Raw genomic sequence first — 14,148 nt, forward strand, 5'->3', positions numbered from 1 at the left:
AAACAAGATGTTTTAAATTAGTAAACGCCTCAAATAAAAATTAAATAAAAATGATTAAAAAAGCCTCAATCGGATTGCTAGTATTAGCCTTATCTACAACTTCTTGTGTCTCTAAGAAAATTTACAACGATCTGGAATCTAAATATTCGGATCTAAAAAAAGAAAATCGTTCTGTTAGTGATGAAAATGCAGATTTAAAGAAAGCAAAAAATCAGTTAGAATTAGACCGTGATAAATTAACTAAAGATCTAACAGGTACTAAAGCCGATCTTGAAAAACAAAAAGCGGATCTGGCTGCAGAACAAAAAAAATACAAAGTGCTACAAGATTCGTACAATGCACTTGAAAAAAACAGCAATGATGCTCTGGAAAGCAACATGAATAAAAACCGCGAATTGTTAGCACAATTAGAAGCGAAATCAAAAAAATTAGCCGAAGAACAAGCACGTTTAGACAAAACAGCAAGCCGTCTAAATGAACTTGAAGCTATGATTGCCGCCAAAGAAGCCGCAATGAAAAAACTAAAAGATACCTTGTCTAAAGCTTTAAACGGTTTTGAAGGAAAAGGTCTGACAGTAGAACAGAAAAACGGAAAAGTATATGTTTCTATGGAAAATAAATTACTTTTCAATTCAGGAAGCTGGGCAGTTGGAACAGAAGGTAGAAAAGCGGTTGTTGAATTAGGTAAAGTATTAGGTGATAATCCTGATCTTTCGGTGCTTATTGAGGGACATACTGACGATGATCCATATGTTGGTTCAGGACCAATTACAAACAACTGGGACCTATCGACAAAAAGAGCAACTGCAATTGTGGCTATTTTGACTGAAAATGAAAAAATCAATAAACAAAAATTAACGGCTGCCGGACGTAGTGAGTTTTCTCCTCTTGCCAGCAACGCAACTCCGGAAGGAAAAGCGAAGAACCGTAGAATTGAGATCATCTTAACGCCAAGACTAGATGAAATCGCAGAGATGCTGAATAGTATTAATTAAGTTGCTAAGGTTCTGAGTTGCTGAGACTCTAAGATTTATATACAAAAGGCTCAAGGATTTTCCTTGGGCCTTTTGTTATTTTAGTGAGAACTTAAAGCTCTGGTTTTTCGTAACTTTGATTTTTAAAAACCTAAAACTATGGGACTTCCTGAATTAAAAGATAAGATAAGACTTCAGTTGGATTTGGCAGATGAAAGAGTGCTGCAAATTGTATCTTCTGTTTTTGATAATTATTTAAATGAAGTAGTTTCGTATGATGCAAAAGGATACCCTGTATCATTATCTGAATACCATAATAAAGTTGAAGAGGGACTAGATGATGTCAAGTATAATCGAATAGTCTCAAAAGAAAATTTATCAAAAGAAATGGAAGATTGGGATATTGTGTTAAGTTGTTAAGGTTCTGATTTTCTGAGACTCTAAGATTTGTAGACAAAAGGCTCAAGGTGAAATCTTGAGCCTTTTATCGTTTCAAATAGAAAAACTCAGCACCTTAGCAACTCAGCACCTCAGTACCTTTAAAAAAAAGTGTAACTTTTTTTTAACTTTTGTCCTACTCCCCATTGCTAATTCCCTTTGTATATTTGAAGTCTTATAATTCAGAACAGGCAATCTCAGAGCCTTGGAAACTTAGTAACTTAGAACCTCAAGAAAAAAAATGAAATACACAACGTTACCGCACACCGATATAAAAGTTAGTAAAATCAATCTTGGTACAATGACTTTTGGTCAGCAAAACACAGAAGCCGAGGGACATGCTCAAATGGACTACGCACTCGAAAGAGGAGTGAATTTTTTTGATACTGCCGAAATGTATTCGGTTCCGGCGCGTCAGGAAACTTATGGAAGTACCGAAAAAGTCATTGGTTCCTGGTTTAAAAAATCAGGCAATCGTGATAAAGTAGTTTTGGCTAGCAAAATTGCAGGTCCAAATCCTGGTTTTACCTATATGAGAGATCAATTAGATTTCTCGCCTGCAAGTATTAAATATGCGGTAGAAAACAGCTTAAAACGTCTTCAAACAGACTATATCGATTTGTACCAAATGCATTGGCCGGAACGAAAAACCAATTATTTTGGACAACGTGCTTTTAACGGTCATGATGATGTTTGGGAAGATAACTTCAGAGAAATTCTGGAGACTTTTGATTTATTAATCAAAGAGGGAAAAATAAAACATATTGGAGTTTCTAATGAAAATGCGTGGGGAATGATGCGTTTGCTGGAAGAAAGTAAATACAACAATCTGCCAAGAATCAAAACCGTTCAAAATCCGTATTCTTTATTGAATCGTCTTTTTGAGGTGGGTTCTGCTGAAGTTTCAAAATACGAAAATATCGGTTTATTGGCCTATTCTCCTTTGGCGTTTGGCGTATTGACCGGTAAATTCTTAACCGGAGAAGAACATCCAAATGCAAGAATCAAACTTTTCCCGCAATACACGCGCTATAACAGTGAGCAATGTACACAGGCTACCCGTTTGTATCAGGAAATTGCACACAAACACGGTTTGACTCTGACTCAATTAGCCATGGGATTTGTGTTACAACAGCCCTTTTTGACCAGTGCCATTATTGGAGCTACAACTTTGGAACAATTAAAAGAAAACATCGATACAATTGATGTGGTGCTTTCCAAAGAAATCATTACGGAAATAAACGAAGTTCAGGCAATAATTCCCGATCCGGCACCGTAATAAAAAAACAAGCCCGACAGGTTTTTGAAATCTGTCGGGTTTAGTTTTATAATTTTTAAAGATCAAATTCGTCATCTACTGATAAAGAATCAACAGGAACCGCTGTTGAATCCGGCGCTTTAATTCGCAATAACGAACGGGCATTTCCGGATATGTAAACCGGTAATTGTCCAATAGTATCTTCAGGAATTAAAAGCCCCCTGCGAAACATCAAATTCCGTAAGAATTTCTGATTCTTTATGGCGTAGTCTTTCAAATTACCCTGGTCATTAAACTGGTACATGAATTTTCGTGGTTTAGGAATAATCGTCGCTAAATACAAACATTCATCAACATTTAAAGCCGACGGGCTTTTCTGGAAATAAAAATGACTTGCTTCTCCAATTCCGTATACGTTGGGTCCCCATTCGATAATGTTGAAATACACTTCGAGCATTCTTTCTTTGCTTGCGATGCGGTTATTTTCTAAGATATAAACCAATAAAATTTCTTCAAGTTTACGCGAAAGGGTCTTTTCACGCGTCAAAAACACATTTTTAATCAACTGCATGCTGATGGTGCTGGCGCCACGCGAGAATTTTTTGGTTCGGATGTTTTTTAGAATCGATTGTTTAAAAGCTTCATTAATAAAGCCACGATGCGAAAAGAACGAAGGGTCTTCCGTCGTTAAAACACATTTCCTTAAATAAGGCGAAATCTGGTCTAAAGGCGTGTAATTTGGATTTGCATTTCCAACTAAAACCGGACGCTGCATTACATTTTGAATAATAGCGCGATATACAAATTCACCATTTAATTTATTCAAATCAGCTTCCCCGTATTTTGTGATTCTTAAGTCTTCTTTGTTTAGTTTGCTGTCGAAAACCAAGGTGTTCGGTTTGTTTTTGTTGAATTTGAAATCTAGTTTGTAATCAAAATTCCCTGTTGCTTCCATTCCCTGAAAATGAGTAAACAATCCATCGGGAAGCGAGACAATAAAATCCTGCGCTTTCATTTTCGGAATAGCAACTTTTAAGGTGTAGATGGTATCTGATTCTGTATTATAAGAAACATAAGGACGTACTTTTATTTTGTTCAACTGCATGGTCGAAGTACTGTCGATCGAGATAAAATCATTGCCCAATAAGAAACGATAGTCAAAACGCGCATTTTTAATCACTACGTCCTTGCTGGCGATTTTCGGATGATTGATTTTTAGATTTGAAATCGAAGTGTAACCGTCAATGTGCAATTCGCTTCCGCTTTTCTCAATGTTTTCTACATTCAGACGTATAGAATCAAAACTCGCTTTTAGATTATAACGTTCATCTAAATACGGAACTTTTATAGCACCCGTGTCTAAATTGAAAAAACGAATGTCTGCTTTTTTGTTTCTGGGATCAGCAAATCCTTTTATGTTCCAACGCTGGTCAAAATCTTTGCTTTGTACATGAAGATTGGTTTCGAGTTGTTTGTTGTTTAAAACGAGTTTATTTATGGCAACAGACGTTTTTTTGCCATTGTCGTCAATTTTAAAAATCAGGTTTTCCAATTTCATATCCGTAGGAACCAAATTCAGCAATTTGGAGATAATACGATAAGCAAAAGTAGCATACTTGCGTTTTTCGTTTTTATCGGTGTCGGAAGGGTCTTTTTTAAGAAACGCATCAAAATTGCGGATTTTTCCTTTTTTGACCAATTGAATGTATCCGTTATCTATTTTTAAAGTACCAACCTGAACGTCACCAATTAATAAATTAGACAAGCTAACGCTGGTTTCTATTTTTTGAATATGAAAAAGAGTGTCTGCATTTTTTGGAGCCAGAATCACATCCGTTAATTTAATACCGGATAAACCTTCAAAAGAAGCGGATTTTACAGAAAAAGTACTGTTGTATTCCACATTCATTTTGCGGGTTACTTTTGCAATGGCTTGCTTTAAAAGCGAATCACGGAAAAAGTAAAATCCTAAAAAAAGCACTGCTAATACCAGGGCTAGTATTAAGAGTGCTTTTTTTATTTTTTGTTTTGGAAATTTCATAAAGTAGGTTTGTAGAAAATTAACCAAAAAGAATACTGGCTACATCTTCAATTTTAGCCACGAGTTCAATTTTGATTCCTGTGTTTTTTAAGGCAATTTTATTGTATTTGGAAACAAAGATAGTATTGAAACCTAATTTTTCGGCTTCCTGAATTCTTTGATCTACCCGATTTACCGGACGAATTTCTCCCGATAAGCCAACTTCACCTGCAAAACAAAATCCTTTTGTTACCGGAATATCTTCGTTTGAAGACAAGATGGCTGCAACGACCGCTAAGTCAATCGCGGGATCATCTACAGAAATTCCTCCCGTTACATTAAGGAAAACGTCTTTGGCGCCTAAACGAAATCCGGCTCTTTTTTCTAAAACGGCCAGAATCATGTTTAATCTTTTGGCGTTATAACCGGTTGTGCTTCGTTGTGGAGTTCCGTAAACTGCCGTACTTACAAGCGATTGTATTTCGATCATCAACGGGCGCATGCCTTCAAGAGTGCTGGCAATCGCAGTTCCTGATAATTCTTCGTCTTTATGTGAAATTAATATTTCGGACGGATTGCTTACTTCGCGTAAACCACTTCCTAACATTTCGTAAATTCCCAGTTCGGCTGTTGATCCGAAACGATTTTTTAACGAACGTAAAATTCGATACACATGATTTCGGTCGCCTTCAAATTGTAAAACGGTATCGACCATATGCTCCAGGATTTTTGGACCTGCAATGTTTCCGTCTTTCGTAATGTGTCCGATCAGAATAACCGGAATGTTGGTTTCTTTGGCAAACTTGATCAGTTCGGCTGTGGTTTCTCTAATCTGAGAGATACTTCCGGCAGTTGATTCGATATAATCCGTATGCAAAGTCTGAATCGAGTCAATAATGACAATTTCAGGTGCTATCGCTTCGATCTGTTTGAAGATGTTCTGCGTTTTAGTCTCGGTCAATATATAACAGTTGTCACTATCCGGCGTGATTCTTTCGGCACGCATTTTTATTTGTTTCTGGCTTTCTTCACCGGAAACGTATAGTGTTTTATAAGGTAATTTTAGGGAGATCTGAAGTAAAAGTGTACTCTTTCCAATCCCAGGCTCTCCTCCTAAAAGGGTTAAAGAACCAGGAACAAGACCACCACCAAGAACACGGTTAAGTTCTCCGTCAGTCGTGTTCATTCGAATCTCCTGAGCCGAATCAATTTCATTAATTTTTAACGGACGTGGCGCTTTACCTGTTGGAGTGGGTTCGCTCTTCCAGGCTACTTTTTCCTGTTTTTGAATGATTTCCTCGGCTATAGTATTCCATTCTTTGCAGGCATTACATTGCCCTTGCCATTTGGCATATTGAGTTCCGCAGTTCTGGCAAAAAAAAGAAGTTTTAACTTTTGACATTAGTTATGGTTTTTTTGAAAGCGTATTCATTTCGTCAATTTTCTCATACATCACATCCTTATTCAAATCTCCAATAGGCTCCATTTGGGAAGCATTTTGGTATTTTTTTGAGGCTCTTTTCGGGTCACCCATTTTTTCGTACATCAATCCTAACTCATATTCACCCAACATTGCTTTAGGATAATTGACATTTCCGATTTCTGCCATTTTGCCTAATTCGTCGTAAGCATTCTTTTTTAATATAATGTTCTCAATTACTTTAAAGTCGGTCATTCTAACCGGAATCTGGACTCCTAAAACTTTAGACATTTCATTGTACTTATTTTCCAGGTAATCCGCGTAACCAGTTTCGAGGATTGCAATTTTGTTGTTGTATTCGTCTGAGTTTATCGGTCTGTAAGCTTCAAAAATTTGATATAACGCACTTGGTATCGAATGCAGAACTTCGGTGTAATGAGTAGTGTTTTTAAAAAGATCGTATTTGTAATTTATCAACGGATTATTGGCAATTTTAATGTTGCCGTCTAATTTTTCTATTGGTTCTTTGATCTTTTTGATATCACCGTCGGCTACCGAAAGATAGTAAAAGAATGGTGTTTTTAGTTTTGCTAATTGTTCCGGAATTCGAACTTCCATTTTAGGAGCAAGTTCAGGACTTAAACAAATATAGGCATTAAAAAGAGGTTGTTCTTTGTACAAATAAAAATTGATAAAACTGGCTGTAGTATCATGTCCAGCAATAAGTCTGAAAGGAGAGGTGCGGTATTTTTTTTCAATATAAGGAACTAATTCAGCGCCAATAAATTCAAAAAAATCCGCTCCTTTTTCAAAAGGCAATCCGGTGTTTTGATCAATAGTAGTGTCGTCGTAGCGTTCGCCATCTTTGTTTTGATGAACACCAATAATAATCATTTCGGGTAAATCGTCCCAATAAACACCATAATTTACAGCTCCTGAGAACGGATCAAATAAATAATCGCCGTCTAGTAAGTATAAAACCGGGTATTTTTTTTCGGGATTAGCTTCGTAAGAGGCAGGAAGTCCGATAGTGATTCTTCTTTCCTCTCCCAGTTTCTCCGATTTGATGTTGTCAAATTTTTTCTGAGAGAAAACAGAAATTGAAATTAAAGTAAGTAGTAGGTAAACTTTTTTCATGATTTGGGGCATTTCAGTGAATTAAAAAGTATTGAAATAGTGTAGCAATATAACATTTTATTTGCTTTTTTAGTATTTCGGAATTCTAAAAACGGTAATGCCTTAATTATCACTTACTATTTACTTTAGATAGGGGTAAAAGAATTCCTCTCTGATAAAAAAATATCAAATGCTGAAGAAATACGCTGTAAAAGAAAAGCTTAGGTTAGCGAATTATCGTTTTCATTAGGGAAAATGATCCACGGTTTGAAGGTTTTAGCTTCTTCAAATTCCAGGGTTGCATAAGATATGATGATGATGATATCGTCTTTTTGAACTTTTCTGGCTGCAGGACCATTCAGGGTAATATCACCTGAATTTCGTTCTCCTTTAATAGCATAAGTTTCAAAGCGTTCGCCATTATTGATATTTACAATTGCTACTTTTTCGCCTTCAATAATGTTTGAAGCTTCCAGTAGTGTTTCGTCAATAGTAATACTGCCAATATAATTTAAATCGGCTCCCGTTACTTTCACACGGTGAATTTTGGATTTTATAACTTGAATTTGCATGGTGCAAAGGTAATTTAATTTAATGAAATGGTGTCAATCAGTCTTATAGAATTAACAAATACCGCTATAAACGCGCGGTAGTTTTTGTCTTTATTTCTGTTGTCGATAGGTAATAAGGTAGCTTCATCAGCAATAACAAAATATTCTAAGGTAAACCGCTCATTGTTTTGGAAAGATTCTTCAACAAAGGCAATAGTTTCTTCGGGAGTGCTGGTTTGAAAAAGTTCTTTAGCTGCTGTCAAAGTTTTGTAAATTAGGGCAGCTTCTTTTCTTTCTTCCGGTGTTAAACGCTCATTTCGGGAGCTCATCGCAAGTTGATTGTCTTCTCTGAAAATAGGACAGCCAACAACATTTACCGGCATATTGTTTTTTTCTGCCATTTTTTTGACGATTTGCAATTGCTGAAAATCTTTCTCTCCAAAATAAGCATTTGTCGGGGTTACAATTTCGAACAAGCGTTTTACAATTGTTCCGACTCCATCAAAATGTCCGGGTCTGAATTTTCCTTCCATTTGATTTTCTAATCCGTCGAAATCAAAATGCTGAGAAACCGTTTCACCTTCATAAATATCCTCTACAGACGGAGCATATAGAATTATTTTGTCGCTCAGAACACGCATTTTTTTGACGTCTTCTTCGAGAGTTCTAGGATATTTTGCCAAGTCTTCAGGATTGTTAAACTGAGTTGGATTTACGAAAATACTAACTACAGTATCGTCGTTTTCTTTAAGAGATCTCTGCATTAAAGCCAGATGCCCCTGGTGTAAAGCGCCCATTGTTGGTACAAATCCGATGGTCGAATTTGTGGTTTTGATAGTTTTTAAATAGGCTATCAAAGCTACTTTACCGTAGAAAATATGCATGTCGGTATTATTAAAATTTAGTGCAAACATAATATATTAGTTAATAACTGCATAAAATTTTGTAATTTTGCAACGTTTTTATTACCAAAAATTAAGTAAAATACTATTATGAAAGATAAGAGGATATTATATGTATCATCTGAAGTCGTGCCTTATTTGGCTGAAAATGAGGTTTCTTTAATGTCTTATGACGTGCCGAAAATGATTAATGATCAAGGCGGTCAGATAAGAATTTTCATGCCAAGATATGGAAACATCAACGAAAGAAGACATCAGTTACACGAAGTAATTAGACTTTCAGGAATGAATTTGGTAGTGAATGATTTGGATATGCCATTGATTATTAAAGTTGCCTCAATTCCTAAAGAAAGAATTCAGGTCTATTTTATAGATAATGATGAGTATTTTAAACGTAAAGCAACTTTTGCTGACGAAGAAGGGGTTTTGTATCCTGATAATGATGAGAGAGCGATCTTTTTTGCCAAAGGAGTTGTAGAAACCGTAAAAAAACTCAATTGGGTTCCTGATATTATTCATGTTCATGGTTGGTTAGCCGCTATGCTTCCAATTTATATGAAACATTATTACAAAAATGAAGCATTGTTTTCTGAAACTAAAATTGTGACTTCTGTTTACGGACAGTCATTTGATGAAAATTTAGATTTGGAAATGATTAACAAGGTGAAATTTGATGGTGTGCCACACGAATCAGTAGTTGATTTGGAAACACCAAATTATGAGAATATTTTAAAGGCCAGTATATTGCATTCTGATGCTGTCATTATTGCATCGCCAAACGTATCTTCAAGTTTAACAAAATTTATAGAATCTTCAGGAAAACCTTTTTTACCTTTCGCCACGAAAGATGCATTCGCTGATGCGTATACAAATTTCTACAAAAGTATGGGTCTTTAAATTTTAACATTATTATAAAACATGTATAATACTTCTTTTTTTAAGAAAACGCTATTAATTGCATCAGTTGTTCTTTTATATTCTTGTGACAAAGATTTTAACGCCATTGGCGACGATTTGATTGGAGATAATCATTTCGGATTAGAATCTGAAAAATACGATGTTGTGGCTTACGATCAGGAAATTAGCCCGATTCAGTCAAATGCATTCACAAATAGTGCTTTAGGTATTTATAACGATGGTGTTTTTGGAGAGCGAACAGCGAGTTATGCTACTCAGGTTGCACTTGAGAGTTACGCTCCGACTATTAGTAAGGATCCTAATCCGGAAGTTGAAACTGTAACACTATCTATCCCTTATTTTAGCCATGCGACAAGTACTAATAATGGTGTAACGACTTATGTGTTAGATTCTATTTATGGTAAACCCGGAGAAAAGTTTAAATTAAGTGTTTATGAATCAGGTGTTCAAATGCGTTCTTCTTATTTTGATAACGGATCTCAGTTTGCACAGTTGTACTATACAGATCAAAATGCTGATTTTAATACGTTTAAAGATCAGGTGAATAGCGGTAAACTTTTGAATGATAGTGGCGATAAGTCACAAAATGCGGAGTTCTTTTTTGATTCATCTGAGCGTTCTGATGATGTAAGAGACCCGACGACGGGTGTGATAACTACAACTAAAGCTATTCCGCAAATGCGTCTGAATTTGAATAAGGAATTTTTTAAAACTAAAATTTTAAAAGCGACTGCTGCAAATCTTTCTTCGCAAGATGTGTTTCAACAGTATTTTAAAGGCTTGTATTTTAAAGTTGAAAAAGCAGGCGGTAGTCCTGGAAATATGGCTTTGTTGAATTTTGCGCAAGGGAAAATTACGATAAAATACAAAGTGAAAACGGATAGCACTACGGATCCGGAAGCTACAACAGAGGATAAATCTATGGTTATTAACCTAAGTGGTGCAACAGCAAGTTTGTTGAATGATGTTAAGGTCCCAACGTATCAAAATGCTATTTCTGCTCAAAATAAGGTTACAGGTGATGAATCACTTTATTTAAAAGGGGGTCAAGGGTCTCTTGCTGTTATTGAGTTGAATGCTTTTGGTTCAAAACTGGAAGACATCAGAGCAAAAAAATGGATGGTTAATGAAGCTAATTTAGTTTTTCATATTGACTCAGAGAAGATGCTTGGAATACCGGATGCAACAGTTGGCACTCGTGAACCTAAAAGAATTTATTTGTATGATTTAACAAATAATACCCCTATTTTAGACTATTTAACAGATGCTACCGGTAGTGGAGCAGCGATGGGAAAAGTAGTGTATAGTGGTATAATTAATGTTGATCCTACCAGTAAAAAGGGAACTACTTATAAAATCAGGCTAACAAATCATATTCGAAATATTATAAGAAACACTACGGCAGTTAATGTTAAATTGGGCTTAGTGGTTACCGGAGATATAAGTACGGCCGGTTCGAATAAATTGAAATTGAAAAATGATGTTATTACAGATGCGCCAAAAGCATCCGTTATAAGTCCGTTAGGAACAGTATTGTTTGGAGGAACATCCACGGTTCCTGAGGCTAAAAGGTTGAGGCTTGAAGTTTACTACACGAAACCAAATTAATAAATATATATGTGTGGAATTGTTGGATATATAGGTCATAGAGAGGCGTATCCTATTATTATTAAGGGATTAAAACGACTCGAATACAGAGGATATGATAGTGCCGGGGTTATGTTGTATGATGGCCAGGAAAGCATAAAACTTTGTAAAACAAAAGGTAAGGTTTCAGATCTTGAAGCTAAGACTAAAGAAGGATTTACTACAAACGGAACTATAGGAATCGGACATACCCGTTGGGCAACTCATGGGGTGCCAAATGATGTGAATTCACACCCACATCTTTCTAATTCCGGAGAATTGGTAATTATTCATAATGGAATTATTGAGAATTATGCACCTCTTAAAGAAGAATTAATAAAAAGAGGCTATACTTTTAAATCAGATACGGATACAGAAGTGTTGGTAAATCTGATTGAAGAAGTGCAGAAAAATGAAGGTATCAAGCTTGGTAAAGCAGTTCAGATTGCTTTAAATCAGGTTGTGGGTGCTTACGCAATTGCGGTTTTTGATAAAAAGAATCCAAATGAAATTGTGGCGGCAAGACTAGGTAGCCCTTTGGCTATTGGTGTTGGAGAAGGTGAATTTTTTATTGCTTCTGATGCATCTCCTTTTATTGAGTATACGTCAAATGCAATTTATCTTGAGGATGGTGAAATGGCAAACATCAGATTGCATAAACCACTTAAAGTTAGAAAAATAAAGGATGATTCTTTGGTTGACCCTTACATTCAGCAGCTTCAGATGAATTTGGAGCAGATTGAAAAAGGAGGCTATGATCACTTTATGTTAAAAGAGATTTACGAGCAACCAAGTGTAATTAAGGATACATACAGAGGAAGACTTCATGCAAATGAAGGAATTGTTCAAATGGCTGGTGTTGAGGATAATATTGAGAAATTCTTAAATGCAAAGCGTATTTTAATCGTGGCTTGCGGAACTTCTTGGCATGCCGGTTTAGTGGCTGAGTATATCTTTGAAGAATTCACTCGTATTCCGGTTGAAGTAGAATATGCTTCTGAATTCAGATACCGTAATCCGATCATCAATAAAGATGATGTGGTAATCGCTATTTCTCAATCAGGAGAAACGGCTGATACTATGGCGGCTATTAAATTAGCAAAAGAAAACGGTGCTTTTGTATTCGGAGTTTGTAATGTGGTAGGTTCTTCTATTTCAAGAGAAAGCCATGCAGGTGCTTATACACACGCAGGTCCGGAAATTGGAGTAGCTTCAACTAAAGCATTTACAACTCAGATTACGGTTTTAACAATGATTGCTTTGCGATTAGGTAAAGCTAAAGGAACTTTGTCAAATAGTGATTTTCATGCCTACTTACAGGAATTAGAGATAATCCCAGAGAAAGTAGCCGAAGCATTAGAAACAAACGATCGTGCAAAGGAGATTGCAGCAGCTTTTAAAGATGCTCCAAACTGTTTGTATTTAGGTCGTGGATATAATTTCCCTGTAGCGCTTGAAGGTGCTTTAAAACTTAAAGAGATCTCTTATATTCATGCAGAAGGATATCCGGCGGCAGAAATGAAGCACGGTCCAATTGCCTTGATTGATGAGCATATGCCGGTAATTGTAATTGCGCCTAAACAAGGTCATTATGATAAGATCGTTAGTAACATCCAGGAAATTAAATCACGTAGTGGTAAAATTATCGCTGTTGTGACCAAAGGGGATACTCAGGTTCGCGAATTAGCGGATTATGTGATCGAAATTCCGGAAACTTCGGATGCTTTATCTCCGCTAATTACTACTATACCATTGCAGTTACTTTCGTACTATATTGCGGTAATGAGAGGATGTAATGTAGATCAGCCACGTAATTTGGCAAAATCAGTTACAGTAGAATAGATACTAAAAACATATAGATTTTAGAAAAGCGAGATTTAGGTCTCGCTTTTTTTGTGGCAAACTTTTGTCGCATTTTTTTGTTTTCTTTTTGATTAATAAAATGTCTCGGAGTATTTAGCTTTTTAATTATTATCTGGTCATCATGCTGTATAATAAGAGAGGTTGAAATAATTAAAATAAGAACTGGTGATGCCTTAGGTGAGTTCGGAAATGTTTAAAAAAGTGTATGTTTTGTAAGGAATTAAGTCGGGAAGTTTATTAGTTTAGAAAAGTACATGTCAAAAGATAGTTATATAAATGCAAAGAATGCTATAAGTAAGGTAATTGATATTGCGATTTATTGTTTTAGAAATTATACACCTAATGAGTGGGACACTAAAACATCAGATGTCTTTGTAGAAGCTTATTTAGAATGTAGAGAAAGAGCTTTAAACCCGGAACCACGATATGAGACTTTGAAGAGTTTGAAATATGTGATTAATGATGTGTTTATATACTTTCAAGAAGGTGGTGGTAATTGTGTTGAGGAATTTTGGAAAGAAATAAAAAAGCAAAACTTGCCTTATAAACGAGAGAATAAGATGTTGAAAATCCTAAAGCGAAAAAAGATTAATAACATTCGTGAATATGATTTTGTAATAGATGTGATAGTACCCTACCAGCAAGAAGGATTGATTAATAGTGAGGAAGTTGTACTATTAAATGAGTTAATAGGTAAATTTGAAAGGTTAGGAAAAAAATAGAAAGCTCAAATATATAGAATAATGTGAGTCAACCACGTAGCTAATAAAATCAGTTACGATAGAATAAAAGATTAAAATATATTAAATGTTAAAAAAGCGAGATTTAGGTCTCGCTTTTTTTTATTATCAGATTTTTTTTCTGAACGGTGTATTTTTAGTAAATCCGTAATTTTTCCTTCAAAAATAATATGTATGCATAGTAATTGTTTTGCATAGGGTTTATTATTTGATTTTAATTTAATAAAAGGCATTGCTAAATCGTCATAATTATCAATTAAAACATGTCGAATATCAGTTTATTTTAACATTTTTTTATACATATGGAAATTATTTGTATTTT

12 protein-coding genes are annotated in these 14,148 nt (G+C 35.3%); 7 read left to right on the forward strand and 5 right to left on the reverse strand.

Annotated elements, in window-relative coordinates; translation table 11 throughout:
* Positions 1 to 50 precede the first annotated feature (50 nt).
* The 3 genes from AB674_RS12495 (at position 51) to AB674_RS12505 (ending at position 2,691) form a co-directional block, all read left to right on the forward strand.
* On the forward strand, positions 51 to 995 hold the full coding sequence (locus tag AB674_RS12495; protein ID WP_047777038.1) for an OmpA family protein: 945 nt from the start codon (positions 51 to 53) through the stop codon (positions 993 to 995).
* A 138-nt stretch (positions 996 to 1,133) separates the two neighbouring features.
* Complete coding sequence (locus tag AB674_RS12500; RefSeq protein WP_047777040.1) at positions 1,134 to 1,394, forward strand: hypothetical protein; 261 nt, start codon at positions 1,134 to 1,136, stop codon at positions 1,392 to 1,394.
* Between the two features lie 259 nt (positions 1,395 to 1,653).
* Complete coding sequence (locus tag AB674_RS12505) at positions 1,654 to 2,691, forward strand: NADP(H)-dependent aldo-keto reductase (RefSeq protein WP_047777041.1); 1,038 nt, start codon at positions 1,654 to 1,656, stop codon at positions 2,689 to 2,691.
* 55 nt (positions 2,692 to 2,746) lie between these two features.
* Here the strand turns inward: AB674_RS12505 and AB674_RS12510 are convergent, their stop codons facing one another.
* From AB674_RS12510 to panC, 5 genes are all read right to left on the reverse strand, one after another.
* Positions 2,747 to 4,711: a transglycosylase domain-containing protein gene (locus AB674_RS12510; protein WP_047777043.1), complete on the reverse strand. Its 1,965-nt coding sequence runs from the start codon at positions 4,709 to 4,711 to the stop codon at positions 2,747 to 2,749.
* Positions 4,712 to 4,730: 19 nt separating this feature from the next.
* A complete protein-coding gene (gene radA, locus AB674_RS12515) occupies positions 4,731 to 6,092 on the reverse strand; it encodes a DNA repair protein RadA (RefSeq protein WP_047777044.1) in 1,362 nt (453 codons plus the stop codon).
* A 3-nt stretch (positions 6,093 to 6,095) separates the two neighbouring features.
* Complete coding sequence (locus AB674_RS12520) at positions 6,096 to 7,247, reverse strand: alpha/beta hydrolase (RefSeq protein ID WP_047777046.1); 1,152 nt, start codon at positions 7,245 to 7,247, stop codon at positions 6,096 to 6,098.
* A gap of 200 nt (positions 7,248 to 7,447) precedes the next feature.
* Entirely contained in the window at positions 7,448 to 7,798 is a 351-nt protein-coding gene (panD, locus tag AB674_RS12525) for an aspartate 1-decarboxylase (protein WP_047777048.1), read from the reverse strand.
* Between the two features lie 14 nt (positions 7,799 to 7,812).
* The gene (panC, locus tag AB674_RS12530; RefSeq protein WP_047777055.1) at positions 7,813 to 8,691 is read right to left on the reverse strand and encodes a pantoate--beta-alanine ligase; all 879 of its coding nucleotides are present in this window, start codon (positions 8,689 to 8,691) and stop codon (positions 7,813 to 7,815) included.
* A 78-nt stretch (positions 8,692 to 8,769) separates the two neighbouring features.
* On the opposite strand from panC, the gene AB674_RS12535 reads away from it, so the two are divergent.
* From AB674_RS12535 to AB674_RS12550, 4 genes are all read left to right on the forward strand, one after another.
* Positions 8,770 to 9,576, forward strand: a complete 807-nt coding sequence (locus tag AB674_RS12535) for a glycogen/starch synthase (RefSeq protein ID WP_047777057.1) — start codon at positions 8,770 to 8,772, stop codon at positions 9,574 to 9,576.
* A gap of 21 nt (positions 9,577 to 9,597) precedes the next feature.
* The gene (locus tag AB674_RS12540) at positions 9,598 to 11,205 is read left to right on the forward strand and encodes a DUF4270 domain-containing protein (RefSeq protein ID WP_047777059.1); all 1,608 of its coding nucleotides are present in this window, start codon (positions 9,598 to 9,600) and stop codon (positions 11,203 to 11,205) included.
* A gap of 9 nt (positions 11,206 to 11,214) precedes the next feature.
* Positions 11,215 to 13,065, forward strand: coding sequence for a glutamine--fructose-6-phosphate transaminase (isomerizing) (gene glmS, locus AB674_RS12545; protein WP_047777060.1), 1,851 nt, complete (start codon positions 11,215 to 11,217; stop codon positions 13,063 to 13,065).
* A gap of 275 nt (positions 13,066 to 13,340) precedes the next feature.
* Positions 13,341 to 13,808, forward strand: a complete 468-nt coding sequence (locus AB674_RS12550; protein ID WP_047777062.1) for a hypothetical protein — start codon at positions 13,341 to 13,343, stop codon at positions 13,806 to 13,808.
* Positions 13,809 to 14,148: the final 340 nt, after the last annotated feature.

Source organism: Flavobacterium sp. ABG (assembly GCF_001027725.1).
In the GTDB taxonomy this organism is placed as follows: domain Bacteria; phylum Bacteroidota; class Bacteroidia; order Flavobacteriales; family Flavobacteriaceae; genus Flavobacterium; species Flavobacterium cupriresistens.